15 protein-coding genes are annotated in these 15,583 nt (G+C 70.6%); 8 read left to right on the top strand and 7 right to left on the bottom strand.

Features of this window, described 5'->3' with window-relative positions; all coding sequences use genetic code 11:
• The first annotated feature begins 246 nt into the window (after nucleotides 1–246).
• On the top strand, nucleotides 247–549 hold the full coding sequence (locus C2L58_RS38055; RefSeq protein ID WP_276209731.1) for a WhiB family transcriptional regulator: 303 nt from the start codon (nucleotides 247–249) through the stop codon (nucleotides 547–549).
• A gap of 131 nt (nucleotides 550–680) precedes the next feature.
• On the opposite strand, the gene groL is transcribed toward C2L58_RS38055, so the two are convergent.
• Both groL and groES read right to left on the bottom strand, forming a co-directional pair.
• Nucleotides 681–2,294, bottom strand: a complete 1,614-nt coding sequence (gene groL, locus C2L58_RS38050; RefSeq protein WP_103342464.1) for a chaperonin GroEL — start codon at nucleotides 2,292–2,294, stop codon at nucleotides 681–683.
• A gap of 97 nt (nucleotides 2,295–2,391) precedes the next feature.
• Nucleotides 2,392–2,685 (bottom strand): co-chaperone GroES, encoded by a 294-nt coding sequence (gene groES / locus C2L58_RS38045; RefSeq protein ID WP_004559922.1) that lies wholly within the window; start codon nucleotides 2,683–2,685, stop codon nucleotides 2,392–2,394.
• A 327-nt stretch (nucleotides 2,686–3,012) separates the two neighbouring features.
• Here groES and C2L58_RS38040 point away from each other — a divergent pair, with 327 nt between their 5' ends.
• On the top strand, nucleotides 3,013–4,881 hold the full coding sequence (locus tag C2L58_RS38040) for an N-acetylmuramoyl-L-alanine amidase (RefSeq protein WP_103342463.1): 1,869 nt from the start codon (nucleotides 3,013–3,015) through the stop codon (nucleotides 4,879–4,881).
• Between the two features lie 22 nt (nucleotides 4,882–4,903).
• Here C2L58_RS38040 and C2L58_RS38035 read toward each other — a convergent pair whose 3' ends face one another.
• Both C2L58_RS38035 and xrtP read right to left on the bottom strand, forming a co-directional pair.
• Entirely contained in the window at nucleotides 4,904–6,280 is a 1,377-nt protein-coding gene (locus C2L58_RS38035; protein WP_103342462.1) for a glycosyltransferase family 2 protein, read from the bottom strand.
• Entirely contained in the window at nucleotides 6,277–6,786 is a 510-nt protein-coding gene (gene xrtP / locus C2L58_RS38030) for an exosortase P (protein WP_103342461.1), read from the bottom strand. The genes C2L58_RS38035 and xrtP overlap by 4 nt, the downstream gene beginning before the upstream one ends.
• A 359-nt stretch (nucleotides 6,787–7,145) precedes the next feature.
• On the opposite strand from xrtP, the gene C2L58_RS38025 reads away from it, so the two are divergent.
• The 3 genes from C2L58_RS38025 (at nucleotide 7,146) to wecB (ending at nucleotide 9,359) form a co-directional block, all read left to right on the top strand.
• Nucleotides 7,146–7,913 carry a choice-of-anchor P family protein gene (locus C2L58_RS38025; protein ID WP_103342460.1) on the top strand — a complete coding sequence of 256 codons (768 nt, stop codon included), beginning with the start codon at nucleotides 7,146–7,148 and terminating at the stop codon, nucleotides 7,911–7,913.
• Nucleotides 7,914–7,924: 11 nt separating this feature from the next.
• Nucleotides 7,925–8,104: an LPXTG cell wall anchor domain-containing protein gene (locus C2L58_RS38020; RefSeq protein WP_103342459.1), complete on the top strand. Its 180-nt coding sequence runs from the start codon at nucleotides 7,925–7,927 to the stop codon at nucleotides 8,102–8,104.
• Between the two features lie 103 nt (nucleotides 8,105–8,207).
• Nucleotides 8,208–9,359 carry a non-hydrolyzing UDP-N-acetylglucosamine 2-epimerase gene (gene wecB, locus C2L58_RS38015; protein ID WP_103342499.1) on the top strand — a complete coding sequence of 384 codons (1,152 nt, stop codon included), beginning with the start codon at nucleotides 8,208–8,210 and terminating at the stop codon, nucleotides 9,357–9,359.
• Nucleotides 9,360–9,465: 106 nt separating this feature from the next.
• Here the strand turns inward: wecB and tsaD are convergent, their stop codons facing one another.
• Genes tsaD through tsaB form a run of 3 tightly spaced genes read right to left on the bottom strand, consistent with a single transcriptional unit; the run spans nucleotide 9,466 to nucleotide 11,653 of the window.
• Nucleotides 9,466–10,512: a tRNA (adenosine(37)-N6)-threonylcarbamoyltransferase complex transferase subunit TsaD gene (tsaD, locus tag C2L58_RS38010; RefSeq protein ID WP_103342458.1), complete on the bottom strand. Its 1,047-nt coding sequence runs from the start codon at nucleotides 10,510–10,512 to the stop codon at nucleotides 9,466–9,468.
• Nucleotides 10,512–10,991: a ribosomal protein S18-alanine N-acetyltransferase gene (gene rimI, locus C2L58_RS38005; protein WP_103342457.1), complete on the bottom strand. Its 480-nt coding sequence runs from the start codon at nucleotides 10,989–10,991 to the stop codon at nucleotides 10,512–10,514. The genes tsaD and rimI overlap by 1 nt, the downstream gene beginning before the upstream one ends.
• The gene (tsaB, locus tag C2L58_RS38000; protein ID WP_103342498.1) at nucleotides 10,988–11,653 is read right to left on the bottom strand and encodes a tRNA (adenosine(37)-N6)-threonylcarbamoyltransferase complex dimerization subunit type 1 TsaB; all 666 of its coding nucleotides are present in this window, start codon (nucleotides 11,651–11,653) and stop codon (nucleotides 10,988–10,990) included. The genes rimI and tsaB overlap by 4 nt, the downstream gene beginning before the upstream one ends.
• 99 nt (nucleotides 11,654–11,752) lie before the next feature.
• Here tsaB and C2L58_RS37995 point away from each other — a divergent pair, with 99 nt between their 5' ends.
• From C2L58_RS37995 to C2L58_RS37985, 3 genes are all read left to right on the top strand, one after another.
• Nucleotides 11,753–13,177, top strand: a complete 1,425-nt coding sequence (locus C2L58_RS37995) for an acyl-CoA synthetase (protein WP_103342456.1) — start codon at nucleotides 11,753–11,755, stop codon at nucleotides 13,175–13,177.
• Nucleotides 13,170–14,501: a carboxyl transferase domain-containing protein gene (locus C2L58_RS37990; protein WP_103342455.1), complete on the top strand. Its 1,332-nt coding sequence runs from the start codon at nucleotides 13,170–13,172 to the stop codon at nucleotides 14,499–14,501. Before C2L58_RS37995 ends, C2L58_RS37990 begins: the two co-directional genes overlap by 8 nt.
• 86 nt (nucleotides 14,502–14,587) lie before the next feature.
• Nucleotides 14,588–15,550 (top strand): serine hydrolase, encoded by a 963-nt coding sequence (locus C2L58_RS37985; RefSeq protein WP_103342454.1) that lies wholly within the window; start codon nucleotides 14,588–14,590, stop codon nucleotides 15,548–15,550.
• Nucleotides 15,551–15,583: the final 33 nt, after the last annotated feature.

Here is a 15,583-nt window from a genome sequence, read left to right as displayed (position 1 = left end):
GCAGGGTGGGTTCTTCGGTGCCCGACCCAGCTCCCACGAGGCTCAATATCCAGGCACCCAGCGCAGTCGGCAACCGGAGGCGAAAGCCCTGCTCACACATCCGGGGGATGCCTAACGGCTGAATCAACCCGAATCGCTTGAACAACTATTGGCGCGCTTCTAACGTTACCGCCGTTGTACCGAATGGAGTATCGGCACCACAGCAGAGCAGCTAGCGGCATCGACCGAATGACGGAGGCGGTCAGGATGGCAGACACGCGCAGGCTCCCAGGACCCAACGCCGACATGTGGGACTGGCAGCTCGAAGGGTCGTGCCGGGGGATGGACAGCGCGTCCTTCTTTCACCCGGACGGCGAGCGCGGCCCGGCGCGGGCACGGCGGGAGGCCAGGGCGAAGGCCGTCTGCCTGAGCTGCCCGGTCTTGGAGATGTGCCGCAGCCACGCGCTGGCGGTGCACGAGCCCTACGGCATCTGGGGCGGGCTCTCGGAGTCCGAGCGGGAGAACATCATCAAATCGGACAAACGCGCGCTCAGCATGTCCGGCGGCTGAGCGCACCACGGACATCGGAGGGCGGCACCGGGTGGGGTGCCGCCCTCCGTGCCGTTCAAGGGGCCGCTCCGGGCACACGAAAGCGGGGCGGCACTCCCTCCCGGAAGGACCGCCCCGCTTCGCGGACTGCGTCAGTGCGAGTGGCCGTGCCCGCCCGCGGCGGGCTCCTCGTCGGCCGGCTTCTCGACCACGGACGACTCCGTGGTCAGCACCAGCCGGGCGATGGAGGCGGCGTTCGCCACCGCGGACCGGGTCACCTTGACCGGGTCGACGATGCCGGCGGCCAGCAGGTCGGTCAGCTCGCCGGTGGCGGCGTTGAAGCCCTGCCCCCAGCCCTGCTCCTGCACCTTGTTGACGATGACCGCGCCCTCGTGGCCCGCGTTGGTCGCGATCCAGAACAGCGGCGCCGTCAGCGCGTCCTTCACGATCCGGACACCGGTCGCTTCGTCGCCGGAGAGGCCCAGGCCGCCCTCGAGCTCCTTGACCGCGTGCACCAGCGCCGAACCGCCGCCGGGCAGGATGCCCTCTTCGACGGCCGCCTTGGTCGCGGCCACGGCGTCCTCGATGCGGTGCTTGCGCTCGTTCAGCTCGGTCTCGGTGGCCGCGCCGACCTTGATCACCGCGACCCCGCCGCCGAGCTTCGCGAGCCGCTCCTGCAGCTTCTCGCGGTCCCAGTCGGAGTCGGTGCTCTCGATCTCCTTGCGGATCTGCGCGATCCGCGCCTGGGTGGCGTCCTTGGTGCCGGCGCCGTCGACGATCGTGGTGTCGTCCTTGGTGACGACGATGCGGCGCGCGCTGCCGAGCGAGCCGAGGTTCGCGTCGGCCAGCTTCATGCCGATCTCCGTGGAGATCACCTCGCCGCCGGTGACGACCGCGAGGTCGTCCAGGAACGCCTTGCGGCGGTCACCGAAGAACGGCGCCTTGACGGCGACCGCGGTGATCGTCTTGCGCAGCGAGTTCACCACGAGGGTGGACAGCGCTTCGCCGTCGACGTCCTCGGCGATGATCAGCAGCGGCTTCTTGGCCTCGACGACCTTCTCGAGCACCGGCAGCAGGTCGGCCAGCGACGAAATCTTCTCGCGGACGAGCAGGATGTAGGCGTCCTCGAGGATCGCCTTCTGCTCCTCCGGGTTGGTCGCGAAGTGCGCCGAGAGGAAGCCCTTGTCGAACTGGACGCCCTCGGTGATCACCAGCTCGGTCGCCAGGGTGGACGACTCCTCGATGGTGATGACGCCGTCTTCGCCGACCTTCTCGACGGCCTCGCCGAGCAGGGCGCCGATGTTCGCGTCACGCGAGGTCACGGTGCCGACCTGGGCGATGTTCTCGCGGCCCTTGACCGGGGTGGCCTTGGCCTTGAGGATCTCGATGACCTTCTCCGCGGCGGCCTCGATGCCGCGGCCGATCGACGAGGGGTTGGCGCCGGCCGCGACGTTGCGCAGGCCGACCTTCACCAGCGACTGCGCGAGCACGGTCGCGGTCGTGGTGCCGTCACCCGCGACGTCGTTGGTCTTGGTGGCGACGCTCTTGGCGAGCTGGGCGCCGAGGTTCTCGAACGGGTCGTCGAGCTCGATCTCCCGGGCGACGGTCACGCCGTCGAGGGTGATGGTCGGCCCGCCGAACTTCTTGTCGAGCACGACGTGGCGACCGCGCGGGCCGAGCGTGACCTTGACCGCGTCGGCGAGCTTGTTCACCCCGCGCTCGAGTGCGCGACGAGCGTCCTCGTCGAATTTGATCTGCTTGGGCATAGCGTTTTCCGCTTACCTTCCGGTGGTCTTGAACGCACGAACGCCCCGCTCCCCGGCGTTGTGCGGGGCCCGGGGCGTCATGCGCTGCGAGCGGACGTCAGTTGATGACGGCCAGCACGTCGCGGGCGGACAGGATGAGGTAGTCCTCGCCGTTGTACTTGACCTCGGTACCGCCGTACTTGGAGTAGATGACGACGTCGCCGACGTTCACGTCCAGCGGGACACGGTTGCCCTTGTCGTCGATCCGGCCCGGGCCCACGGCCAGAACCTTGCCCTCCTGGGGCTTCTCCTTGGCGGTGTCGGGGATGACGAGGCCGGAAGCGGTCGTCTCCTCGGCCTCACTCGTCTGGACAACGATCTTGTCCTCGAGCGGCTTGATGTTCACGCTCACCGGGTTGACCTCCACGGTCGTCGAAAGCGTTGGCAGGATGTGGTTACGGCTCTACCACCCCCGCCGTCGCGGGTGCCGGGGCTGTCGGGCCGTGCATTTAGCACTCTAGCCACGTGAGTGCCAGTCGTGCAAGGAGGGTCCACCCGACGAGCACAAAAGGCCCCGCCACCCCCTTTGACCGGCAATTTTGGCCACCGTCCGGCCAGCGGCAGCCCCCTTCCTCGTCGCCCGCGATCGCCCCGGGTCATCAGGTCGGACCTATACCTCCAGCGTGAGTTTCTGGTTAGGTTCTCACCTCTGGCACCTGCACCCTGGGGGTTCATGCCCATGTCCCGCCCCGTCCCGAGAACCGCAGCCATCGCAGCCGCCGTCGCCCTGCTCACCGGCCTCGCCGCTCCCGCACACGCCGACACCACCAGCCAACGCCAACGCGACTTCGCCGCAGCCGCGAAGGAGTTCAACGTCCCGGAGAACGTCCTCCTGGGCGTCTCTTACCTCGAGTCGCGCTGGGACACGAACGGCGGCACCCCCAGCACCTCCGCCGGCTACGGCCCGATGCACCTCACCGACCTGCGCGAGGCCGGAACAGCGACCAGCCACCACGACGAGGGCACCGAAGACGCACGAGGCGACGACGCCCGCCCGGCCACGCACCCCCAGGCCAGGCCCGCCGCACCGCCGCCCGCGCTGCAGACCGTCGACGAAGCCGCGCGACTGCTCGGAACCGACGCACGAACGCTGCGCACCGACGCCACCCAGAACATCCGCGGCGGCGCCGCCCTCCTCGCGAAGTACCACGCCGGCCGAAGCGACTGGTACGACGCGGTCGCCCGCTACAGCGGCTCGGCCGACCAGGCCGCCGCGCAGACCTTCGCCGACGAAGTCTTCGACACGATCAAGACCGGTACCGCCCGGACGACCGACGACGGCCAGCAGGTCACGCTCGCCGCCAACCCGGGCCTGGTCGTCCCCCAGCACCCCGAGGCGAACCCGCCGGGCGTCGAATGCCCGCGCCGGGTGACGTGCGAGTCGGTCCCCGCGCCGTACCAGCAGCTGCCGAAGGACGACTACGGCAACCACGACCTCGCGAACCGGCCCGAGAGCCAGCAGATCGACCACATCGTCATCCACGACACCGAGGGCTACTGGGCCAACGTCCTCGACCTCGTCCAGGACCCGACGTACGTCAGCTGGCACTACACCATCCGCTCGGCCGACGGCCTGATCGCGCAGCACGTCCCGACCAAGGACGTCGCCTGGCACGCCGGCAACTGGTACGTCAACGCGAAGTCGATCGGCATCGAGCATGAGGGCTTCGCCGCGAAGGGCACCTGGTACACCGAGGCCATGTACCGCTCGAGCGCGAAGCTCGTCGGCTACCTCTCGCGCAAGTACGGCATCCCGCTCGACCGGGCGCACATCATCGGCCACGACAACGTGCCGGGCATCACCCCGGCGGCGATCCCGGGCATGCACTGGGACCCGGGCCCCTACTGGGACTGGTCGCACTACTTCGACCTGCTGGGCGCGCCGCTCGGCGGGTTCGGCCTGCCCAGGTCGTCGCTGGTCACCATCGACCCGGACTTCGCGAAGAACCAGCCCGCGTTCACCGGCTGCGACGGCGCCGGCACCGCCTGCGTGCCGCGTGGCTCGGAAGCCGTCGTGCTGCACTCGGCACCGAGTGAGTCGTCGCCGCTGCTGGTCGACATCGGCCTGCACCCGAAGGGGACGGCGTCCACGATGGACGTCTCCGACGTCGGCAGCCGGGTCGCGACCGGGCAGCGGTACGCCGTCGCCGGCGTCAGCGGCGACTGGACGGCGATCTGGTACCTCGGCCAGAAGGGCTGGTTCCACAACCCGCGCGGCGCCCGCGTCGCGAAGCCCGCGATCGGCTGGGTCGTGACGCCGAAACCCGGCCTCGCGACGGTGCCGGTCTACGGCCGCGCCTACCCCGAGCCGGAGGCCTACCCGGCGAACGTGACCGTGCAGGCCATCACGCCGCTGCCGTACGCGCTCTCCGCCGGCCAGAAGTACTCCTCGGGCGGGACGGTCGGCTCCGAGTACTACTGGGCGACCACGTTCGACCCGGCCGGCCACGTGGTGGTGAAGGGCAAGCTCAAGTACGTCCAGATCCAGTTCGGGCACCGGATCGCCTTCGTCAAGGCCGACGACGTCCGGATCGTCCCGGCGTTCTGACCCGCCGAGGTGGAGGTCGCGCTCACGCGTCGAGCGCGACCTTCACCCCGGCCGCCTGCTCGGTGTTGCGGCGCGTCTTCGCCCAGCCGTTGCGCCCGCGGACGAGCCGGAACAGCGCGCGCCACGACGTCACGTAGAACGTGTAGATGTACGCGGCGTACGCGAAGCCCATCCCCAACCCGCGCAGGAAGTTCTTGCTGCGCAAGCACTTCAGCTGGTAGATCGGGCCCCAGACGAGGAACGGCAGCAGCCCGAACGAGCCGTAGATGGCGAACAGGATCCAGGCGCCGCCGGTGAACCACGTCCACATCTGCCCCGGGTCGCCCGCGGTGCCGATCACCAGCAGGACGAACGGGATCGGGTACAGCAGCGAGCCCAGCAGCTGCAGCCACGGCTGGGCCAGGTAGTACATCATCTCCGCCGCGCCGAGGGTGCTGACGTGCGGTGAATCCCAGATCCGGCGCAGGTACCGGGCGCACTGCATGGTGCCCTGGCCCCACCGCGTGCGCTGCACGAGGAACCGCCGCAGGCTGTACAGACCTTCCTGCGAGACATGGGCATCCGGGGTGAAGCCGGTGCGCCAGCCCGCGGTGAGCAGGTGGACGCCGAGTTCGAAGTCCTCCAGCAGCGAGCCGCGCCACGGCTCCCCCGCGTCGCCGGCGATCGAGTCCAGCGCGGTGAGGCGGGTGAACTGGCCGTTGCCGCCCATCGAGATCGTGCCGGTGAACCCGCGGGACGTCTGGATCGCCGCGATCGCCGTCCGGAACTCCAGGTCCTGCAGCTGCGCGAGCTTGAGGCCGAACCAGCGGCCGAGCGGGTTGCGCGACGGCGGCGGCGTCTCCACGTTGCCCATCCGGACGTCGAGCTGCACCGCACCGACCGCCGGATCGCCGAAGAGGTGGTCCGCGGCGCAGACCTCCAGGCAGTTCGGCGACGGGCGGCCGTCGGCGTCGACGACCACCACGACGACGTCGTCGCGGTCGGTGTCCGGACCCATCCAGTCGTTCAGTGCTCGGTAGGCCGCGTTGAGCGCGTCCCCCTTGCCGGTCCGGGCTTCGGGGCGCACGCGCGGCACCAGGTGCAGGTACGGGTCGTAGCCGCCGTGGCGCCGCCACAGCATCCGGACGACGCGGGCGGTGCGGTCCTCCGAGTCGTCGTCGACGACCCAGACGTGCGCCCGGCGGAACGCGGTGCGCAGGTAGCGGATCGTCTCGCGGATGACCGTCTGCTCGTCGCGGCACGGTACGAAGAAGTGCCACGTGAAGCCGGCCGGGTCGCCGGCCGGAGCGGGCTTGCGGCGCAGGTACGGCACCACGATCACCACGACGTAGACGAGGAACGCCACGCTCATGGTCAGCGCGAACGCCTGCGTGATGGCCAGCAGGACCTTGACGCTCATGCATTCTTCTTCCGCGTCGAAAGCCAGACGAACAAGACGATCGAGACGGCGCCGCCGAACACGCTCACCATCGAGCCGAGCAGCGTGTGGCCCCAGTAGTAGCCCTCGTCGGTGCCGAACCAGTGCACGAGCCCGACGATCGTCAGAATGCGCAACTGGTTCACCAGCACGACGACGAGCGCCGAAATGCCGAGCGAAAAGAAGAGCCGCCGCGCATTCGACGGCCGGAAGTACAGCATGGCCATCGTCACAACGAGCAGCGGGAGCAAAAGGAACGCCGAGGAACATTCCGGCGTCATTCTCAACCCGAACGGAGCAGCACTGGTCAACCCAAAGTAAACAGACTCCCGATCGGGGGCCACATAAACACCCGATGTAGTGAACAGATCGAGGATCACCCCGGCGAGCCGCACTTCGAGCTCGCGGTAGAACCGCTCGGCCAGCACCACCACGACACCCGCCGCGGCCAGCGCGCCCAGGGCGACGACCAGCGGAAACCTTGCCATTCCTGAGTTCGGAGCGCTCGCTACCGCCACGACGTTCCTCTCGGTGTCGATTTCCCGATCGAGTTGGGAGCACGGGCGAGCGTAGGACACATGTGCCCCGCGTTTCCACCCGGAGGGGTGGAAACGCGGCCCCAATCGGCTGGACCTCAGCCGAACTTGTTACGCCATCAGAGTGATAAGGAAACGACCAGCGAAAACGGCACCGAGCCTTACCCGATCCGGTGATTCGGGAAATTTTCTGTGCTATTCGGGCCGGTCTTCGCGATAGTCGATCCGCGTGCCGAGTCATGGCTAGCCGGGTCGATCCGCGCCGCCGTCACGCACCCCCGATAAATCCAGCGAATTCGGAGGACCACTTGATGAAGAGCTCCCTCGTGCGCCGTGGCGGGCTGCTCGCCGCGGTCGTGGCGAGCGTCGTGCTCGCCGGCGCGGCCCCCGCTTCGGCGGCTCCCGGCGACGGATCGGCGTACGGCGTCAAGGTCGACGTCAAGCTGCTCGGCCAGAACGCGGTGAAGGCGGGCCCGTTCGCGGCCGCGAACACCGCGGGCCCGACGAGCAGCAGCCTGGCGAAGGTCGACCTCACCGGCATCCTCACCGCCGGCGCGATCAACACCGAAGCCAAGCGCGACGAGAATTCCGGTGCGGTGACGGCGAAGGCGAGCACCGCCGACGTCGGGCTGCCGCTGCTCAAGGCGGCGCTCGGCAACGTCGGCATCAAGCTCGTCGAGGCCGTGTGCACGGCGACGCAGAAGGGCGTCGAAGGCAGCACGAAACTGGTCGGCGCGAACCTCGGCAGTGTCGGCGCGGTCGACGCCGCCCCGGCCGCGAACACGCAGATCAAGGTCGGTCTCGGCGCGCTCAACGTCGCGACGATCATCCTCAACGAGCAGGTGAAGAACCCCGACGGCAGCCTCACGGTCAACGCCGTCCACGTGAAGCTGCTCGGCGAAGGGCTCAAAGCCCTCGGCTCGGGTGACGTCGTCGTGTCGTCGGCGACCTGCGGCCCGGCCGCGCCGCCGATGCCGCTGGCGTCGGGTGCGGGCCTGTGGATCGGGCTCTGCCTGCTGGGCGCCGTCGCGCTGCCGGTCGGCACCCGCATCTTCCGCCGCCGTTCCGCGCGAGCCTGAGCGAGGTCCGGATGTACAAGATGCCGGGCGCCGGAGTCGGCGTGGCCGGTGGCGGGGTGGGCACCCTCGCCGCCACCGGCGCCGACATCGGCTGGTGGCTGGCCCTCGGCGTGCTCTTGGTCCTGCTCGGGACCGTCGCGCTGATCGCCGTCCACCGCCGCAACCGCCGTCTTTCCCGGGCGCGGGACTGAGGCGGTGACCCGGGCCGCCGGCGTGTGCCCCTCGCACGCCGGCGGCCCCCCGTAGATGGAAATTTGCTGGACACTGGACGATGTGGAGAAGGGGCGGCACGGGGTGGACGTGATGTTGCTGGCCGGGACGCGGCCGGAAGCCGTCAAGCTCGCGCCGCTGGCCCTGGCGCTGGCGGCCCACCCGGTGCTGCGCCCGGTGGTGGTGCACAGCGGCCAGCACCCGGGCATGGTCGAGCAGGCATTGGAGCCGTTCGGGCTGGCCGTGGACGTGTGGCTCGACGTGCCACCGCGGGTGACCGGCGGCCAGGCCGAGCTGGTCGCGGGCCTGCTGCCCGCGCTCGACGACGCACTGCGCAGCCACGCACCGGCCGCGCTGGTCGTCCAAGGCGACACGACGACGACGCTCGCGGGCGCGTTGGCCGCGTTCTGGCTGGGTATCCCGGTGGTCCACCTGGAAGCCGGGCTGCGCACCCACGACCTCGCGGCACCGTTCCCGGAGGAAGGCGCGCGACAGATGGTGTCCCGCATCGCGGCGCTGCACCTGGCGCCGACCCTGGGCGCGGCGGCGGCGTTGCGCTCGGAAGGTGTTGCGCGGCAGCAGATAGCGGTCACGGGCAACACGGTGGTCGACGCGGTCCTGGAGATCGCGGCCCGCGACCTGCCGGCGCGCGACACGGCCCTGGCGTTGCTGGAGATGGAGCTCGCGGAGGCGGGCGAGCGCCTGGTGCTGGTCACGTCCCACCGCCGGGAGTCCTGGGGCGAGCCCCTGGAGCGGACGCTGGCGGCGGTGCAGCTGATCGTGGCCGAGCACCCGGACGTCCAGGTGCTGTTCCCGGCGCACCCCAACCCCCAGGTCCGCGCCCAGGTGGAGGCGGCACTGGCCGGCTTGCCCCGGGTAACGGTGACGGACCCGCTGGAGTACCCGGACCTGGTCCGAGCGCTACGGCTGGCGGCCCTGGTCCTGACGGATTCGGGCGGCATCCAGGAGGAAGCGCCGACGTTCGGCACCCCGGTGGTGGTGCTGCGCGAGGTGACCGAGCGCGTGGAAGTGGTGGAGGCGGGTTGCGCATGGCTGGCGGGAACGGACACCGAGCGCATCGCGGACACGGCGGCGCGATTGCTGAGCGGGGAGCTAAGGCCCGCGCAGGTGGGAAACCCTTACGGTGAAGGAAACGCGGCGGTGCTGGCGGTCGCGGCAATCGAGGAACTGCTGGGCGTCCGGGCCGCGGCTCCGAGCCCGGCAGCGGCTCCGTAGACCGCATCCCGAACGCATAAACCAGCCCCAGGCCAGCCAGACCCCCCGCAACCCCGATCCGAAGCCGTAGTCACAATCCAGGCTTCGGGGTGGCGGAGAAGTACCGCTAGAGCGACACCACATTCACCGGCAACGCCGGATTGGCACTGAAGTCCAACGGAGCAGTCGGCCGCTTGCCCGCCACCACGTGCGCCCCCAAAGCCGCGATCATCGCGCCATTGTCCGTGCAAAGCCGCGGCCGAGGAACCCGCAGCTCAATACCCGCAACAGCACAACGCTCCGCAGCCAGCTCCTTCAACCGCGAATTCGCAGCCACCCCACCGGAAATCACCATGGTATCGATCCCCTGCTCCTTCGCCGCACGGATCGCCTTCGAGGTCAGCACATCCGCAACGGCCTCCTGGAACGACGCCGCAACGTCATCCACCGGAATCTCCTCACCACGGCGAGCAGCGCCTTCGACCCAGCGCGCAACCGAAGTCTTCAACCCGGAGAAGGAAAAATCAAAGGCAGCATCCCGCGGCCCCGTCATCCCACGGGGAAACGCAATCGCCGCCGGATTCCCGTTCTTGGCCGCCTTGTCGATCGGCGGCCCACCCGGGTACGGCAACCCGAGCACACGAGCAACCTTGTCGTAAGCCTCACCGGCCGCATCATCCACCGTGGACCCCAGCTCGGTGATCGAAGACGCGATGTCATCAACGCGCAGCAGCTGAGTGTGCCCACCGGAAACGAGCAACGCCAGGCACGGCGTCGGCAACGGCCCATGCTGCAACGTGTCCACCGCGATGTGCCCGGCCAGGTGGTTGACGCCGTACAAAGGCACATCCAACGCCGTCGCATACGCCTTCGCCGCCGAGACGCCGACCAGCAGCGCCCCCGCCAGCCCCGGACCGGCCGTCACCGCAATAGCGTCCACATCGGACAGCGAAAGACCAGCCGTGGCGAACGCCCGCTCAGTCGTCGGCACCATCGCCTCCAGGTGCGCACGACTGGCGACCTCAGGCACCACACCGCCGAACCGGGCGTGCTGCTCGACACTGGAGGCGACCTCGTCCGCCAGCAACTCGACCGTGCCGTCGTCGTGCAGCCGGACCAACCCGACGCCGGTCTCGTCGCACGAGCTCTCGATACCCATGATGATGCGTGCCATCAGCCCGCCACCCCGTCTCGCGTCCGCGCCGGGCGGACCATCGTGTACGCGTCGGCACCGGAAGGCTGGTAGTAGCGCTTCCGGATGCCGAGCCGTTCGAAGCCGTGGCGCTCGTACAGGGCGAGCGCGGTGGTGTTGTCCGTGCGGACCTCGAGGAAGACCGGCGCCTCGAACTCGTCGGCCCGCGTCAGCAGCGCCTGCAGCAGTGCCGTGCCGATGCCCTGGCCCTGGTGCTCGGGCGCGACGCCGATGGTGTGCACGGTCGCCTCGTACTCGCCACGGCGGCGCCCGACGACGGCCAGCCCGGCGTAGCCGAGCAGCTCATCGCCCTCGTCCGGGCGGGCGGCGAGGTAGAAGTTGCCCGCGTCCAGTTCGGAGTGGAAGGCGCGGGCGCTCCACGGGTCGTCGCCGGGGAACAGGATCTTCTCGATCTCCACGCACCGGGCGATGTCCATGCGGCGCAGGGGTCCGAGTCTCACGGAGCGGTCACCCGTTTCGGCGCCGCGGGCTCGGCGGCGTCGGGACGACGCAGGTACAACGGCGTCAGCGGCGCCGGCGGTTCCTTCGCCAGCAACGCGTCCTTCGCGACCTTCACCAGACCGGCGGGCGACGGGAAGCGCGGCTCGACCGGCCGGACGTCGAGCACGTCGGCGTACAGGACGGCGCCGTCCCCGGCCGCCACCTTGACGTCGGTCTCGAGGTCCGCGGGGCGCTGGACGTGCGGGCCGTCGGTGCGCCGGCCGGCGGCGTCGTAGGCGGCCCAGTAGACCTCGCGGCGGCGGGCGTCGGTGAGCACGAGGAAAGCGTTGTCCCCCGGGGCGACGTCGGCGGCCAGCGCGTCGAGGCTGCAGACCGGGTACACCGGGATGCCGAGGGCGTGGCCGAGCGCGGCGGCGGTGGCCAGGCCGGCGCGCAGGCCGGTGAACGGCCCGGGGCCGACGCCGGCGACGATCGCGTCGAGGTCCTTGAGGGTCACCCCGGCGGCCTCGGCGGCGGCCAGCGCGTGCGGCGTGATCAGCTCTCCGTGGGCGCGGGGGTCGACCGTGACGCGGTCACCGCGCGTCTCGACCAAGCCGCCGTCCAGCGCGACGACGCCCGCGGTCACCGCCGGGGTCGAGGTATCGATCGCCAGTACCAACACGGTGTCCCAGCCTACGACCAGCACCTACGGCCGCTTGCTGCAGGGGATCGATCCGCGCGGTAACGTGCGGATCGAGTCCGACACTGGGAGGTCCCCGCGGTGCCCGACCCCTTGTTCCCCTCGCTCGTCGCCGGTGCCGCGAAGGAAGCTCTGAGCTTCGGCGACCACGTCTTGACCTACGACGACCTCGCCGCCGTCGCCGGTGGTCTCGCCCGCGAGCTGCCACCCGGCCGGGTGGCGGTGTGGGCGACGCCGACCGTGCACACGAGTGTCGCGGTCGTCGCCGCGCTGCTCGCCGGGGTGCCGGCGGTGCCGCTCAATCCGAAGATCGGCGAGCGCGAGCTCGCCCACATCCTCGCCGACAGCGAACCCGCCCTCGTCCTGGCCGAGCCGGGCGCCGAGCTGCCCGCCGGGCTCGCCGCCCTGCCGCGCCGGGACATCCCCCTGACCGGCGGGAAAGCGCTGCTCACGGACGAGCCCGACCCGGAAAGCCCGGCGCTGATCGTCTACACCTCGGGCACCACCGGGCCGCCGAAGGGTGTCGTGCTCCCCCGCCGCGCGCTCGCGACCACGTTGGACGCCCTGGAGGACGCCTGGGGCTGGACCGATGCGGACACGCTGGTGCACGCGCTCCCCCTGTTCCACGTGCACGGCCTGATCCTCGGCATCCTCGGCCCGCTGCGCCGCGGCGGTTCGGTGCGCCACCTCGGCCGGTTCTCGACCGAGGGCGTCGCGCGGGAGCTGGCGGCCGGCGCGACGATGCTGTTCGGCGTGCCGACGATGTACCACCGGATCGCCGGCGAGGTCGGCTCCGACGCCACGCTCGCCGACGCGCTCAAGCGGGCCCGGCTGCTCGTCTCCGGGTCCGCGGCGCTGCCGGTGCACGACCACCAGCGGATCACCGCGGCGACCGGCCAGCAGGTCGTCGAGCGCTACGGCATGACCGAGACGCTGATGAACACGAGCGTCCGCGCGGACGGCGAGCGCAAGCCCGGCACGGTCGGCGTCCCGCTGCGGGGCGTCGAACTGCGGCTGGTCGGCGACGCCGGCGAAGTGATCGAAGACGTCGAAACCGTCGGCGAAATACAGGTCCGCGGGCCGAACCTGTTCACCGAGTACCTCAACCGCCCGGACGCGACCGCGGCCGCGTTCGACGGCGGCTGGTTCCGCACCGGCGACATGGCGACGCGTGACACCGACGGGTACGTCAAGATCGTCGGGCGCAAGGCGACCGACCTGATCAAGAGCGGCGGCTACAAGATCGGCGCGGGCGAGATCGAGAACGCGCTGCTCGAACACCCCGGCGTCGCCGAGGCGGCCGTCACCGGCGAACCGGACGACGACCTCGGCGAGCGGATAGTCGCCTGGATCGTGCCCGCCGGCGAGCCACCGGCCGCCGACGAGCTCGCCGACCACGTCGCGAAACTGCTCGCGCCGCACAAGCGCCCGCGGGTCGTCCGGTACCTGGACGCGTTGCCCCGCAACGACATGGGCAAGGTCCTGAAGCGGGCGCTCGGTGCCTAGGCTGCCGGCGCGCGAGATCCTCGGCGCCATCGGAAGCGGTTTCACGGAGTTCCCGACCCCGCTGCGCGAGGAGCCCGCCGACGGCCCGATCGGCTGGCCGGGTTACCGGGAAGCGCGTTCCGCCGCGGAAGAGCGCACGGGTGAGAAGGAATCGGTCCTCTGCGGGACGGCGAAGATCGGCGACGTCGAAGCCGTGCTGATCGCCTTCGAGTTCGGGTTCCTCGGCGGGTCGCTCGGGCAGCGCACCGGCGACCGGATCGAAGCGGCGTTCGCGCACGCCCGCGACGTGCGGCTGCCGGTGGTGTCGCTGATCGCGACCGGCGGCAGCCGCATGCAGCAGGGCATGCGCGCGTTGATGCAGCTGCAGCGGGTGGCGCGGGCGTCGGCGTTGACGCGGTCCGTGGGCATCCCCCAGATCTCGGTGCTGCGCGACCCCACGACCGGCGGCGGCTGGGCGACGCTCGGCGCGGGTGCCGACGTCATCCTCGCGCTGCCGGAAGCGCAGGTCGGCTTCGCGGGCTCGCGGGTGCGCCCGGCCGGCTCGCCGGAGGCGTACACCGCGGAGGCGCACTTCGGCTGGGGTCAGGTCGACGCCGTCGTGGCACCGGAGGAGCTCGGCGCGACGCTGGAACGGTGGCTGCGGCTGCTGACCGCGCATTCGTCGGCCGCGGCTCCACCGCCCTCCGCGCTGCGGGCCGTTTCGGTGCCTGCGACCGGCTGGGAAGCGGTTCAGGCGGCGCGGTCACCATCGCGGGCCCGGGCGGCGGAGTACCTCGACGCGTACTTCGACTGGCGGCAGGACATCAGCGGCGACCGCGTCGGCGGCGCGGATCCCGGTGTCGCGTGCGGCTTCGGCCGGCGCGACGGGCGGACGGTCGCGTACGCGGCCCAGTGCGGCACGCCGACGTTGCCCTCGGGCTTCCGGACGGCGGCCCGGCTGGTGCGGCTGGCGTCGCGCCTGGGCATCCCGGTGCTGACGCTGGTCGACACCCCGGGCGCGGCGAACGACGCGGCGGCGGAGCAGGCGGGCGCGGGCGGCGCGATCGCGGAGATGTTCGAGGCGGTGGCGACGGCTTCGGTCCCGGTGACGACGCTGGTGATCGGCGAAGGCGGCTCGGGCGGCGCACTGGCGTTCGCCGCGGCGGGTTCGACGTGGGTGGCCCCGGACGCGTACTTCTCGGTGACCTCACCGGAAGCGGCGGCGGCGATCCTCAAGCGGCCGGCTTCGGAGGTACCGGACATCGCCAACCAGCTGCACCTGCGGCCGCAGGACCTCGTGGACCTGGGCGTCGCGCGCGCGGTCGTGAGTGGTAAAGCGGATTAGAACCCGCGTTACCACTCACGAGGTTCGTCCATTCGTGGTTGGATCTTGCGATGGGGTATCGACTCAACAGGCGAGCGGCGTTCGGCTTGGGGACCGCTGTCGTCGCCGGAAGCGTTCTGACCGGCTCTCCCGCGTTCGCGCAGGAAGCAGACATCGAGGCCAGCCCGGCCACACCGGACCGGGCCAGGCAGAAGGTGAAGCGCGTCTACGACGACGCGGCCGCTGAGGCTGGCGGCGTCTGGAACTCCTACATCAGCGTGGCCGACCAGGTGGCCGTCGACGTGGCGTCCGACGAGGTCGTCGAGGCGTACAGCGTGAACAAGGTGGCCGTCGCGGTCACCTTGATGGACAAGATCGACCGTGGCCTGCTCACCCTGGACCAGCAGGTCCAGGTGCCGGCGAGCATCGTCGTGCCGGGTGGTGACGGCATCATCATCCTGGACAAGGCGTACCCGAGCGCGTTCACGCTGGGCCACGTCCTGTCGCTGTTCCTCACGGTTTCGGACGACACGTGCGTCCGGCTGGTGGGGCTCGTGGTTCCGGCGGCCGAGATCAACCAGATCCTGGTGGCCAAGGGCTTCCCCAAGACCCAGGTGACGCCGGTGGCCAACCCGAACCGCTACTTCCTCGGCCAGACCACTCCGCGCGAGACCCACGACCTGCTGAAGGCGCTGGTCGCGGGCACCTTGCTGAGCCCGGCGTCGACGGATTACCTGCTGTCCCTCCTGCGGTCGCAGGTGGCGTTCACCGACGGTGTCCGCCGTGAGATGTCGTCCGCCGATCGGGCGAGGATCGCCACGAAGGCGGGCTGGCTGAACGACGGCCGCAACGAGGCCGGGATCATGTTCGACGCCGCGGGCAAGCCGGTGTTGATCTACTCGATGTTCGCGCACGGCCAGGCGAACCCGGAGGACTTCGGGGCCACGCACCCGGTCCGGCAGGCCAGCGCGAAGATGGGGCCGAAGTTCCTGCGCGCGGTCGACAAGATCGCGGGCGCCGGCGCCCGGACCTTCCGGGCACCGGCCTACCAGCAGTACAACGGCGGCTGAGCGCAGCCACCGAGGTCGTGAGTGGTAAGGAGG

The organism is Amycolatopsis sp. CA-126428, from assembly GCF_002904335.1.
GTDB lineage: Bacteria > Actinomycetota > Actinomycetes > Mycobacteriales > Pseudonocardiaceae > Amycolatopsis.
Note: the sequence above shows the minus strand (reverse complement) of the source record. Positions and strands in the feature narration are given on the sequence as shown.

What these genes read in the sequence shown, in the direction of transcription:
- C2L58_RS38025 (WP_103342460.1), top strand. Translation starts at nt 7,146, where the DNA reads ATGAAGAGCTCCCTCGTGCGCCGTGGCGGGCTGCTCGCCGCGGTCGTG.
- C2L58_RS38040 (WP_103342463.1), top strand. Translation starts at nt 3,013, where the DNA reads ATGTCCCGCCCCGTCCCGAGAACCGCAGCCATCGCAGCCGCCGTCGCC.
- C2L58_RS38035 (WP_103342462.1), bottom strand. Translation starts at nt 6,280, where the DNA reads ATGAGCGTCAAGGTCCTGCTGGCCATCACGCAGGCGTTCGCGCTGACC.
- tsaD (WP_103342458.1), bottom strand. Translation starts at nt 10,512, where the DNA reads ATGGCACGCATCATCATGGGTATCGAGAGCTCGTGCGACGAGACCGGC.
- C2L58_RS38020 (WP_103342459.1), top strand. Translation starts at nt 7,925, where the DNA reads ATGTACAAGATGCCGGGCGCCGGAGTCGGCGTGGCCGGTGGCGGGGTG.
- C2L58_RS38055 (WP_276209731.1), top strand. Translation starts at nt 247, where the DNA reads ATGGCAGACACGCGCAGGCTCCCAGGACCCAACGCCGACATGTGGGAC.
- xrtP (WP_103342461.1), bottom strand. Translation starts at nt 6,786, where the DNA reads ATGGCAAGGTTTCCGCTGGTCGTCGCCCTGGGCGCGCTGGCCGCGGCG.
- groL (WP_103342464.1), bottom strand. Translation starts at nt 2,294, where the DNA reads ATGCCCAAGCAGATCAAATTCGACGAGGACGCTCGTCGCGCACTCGAG.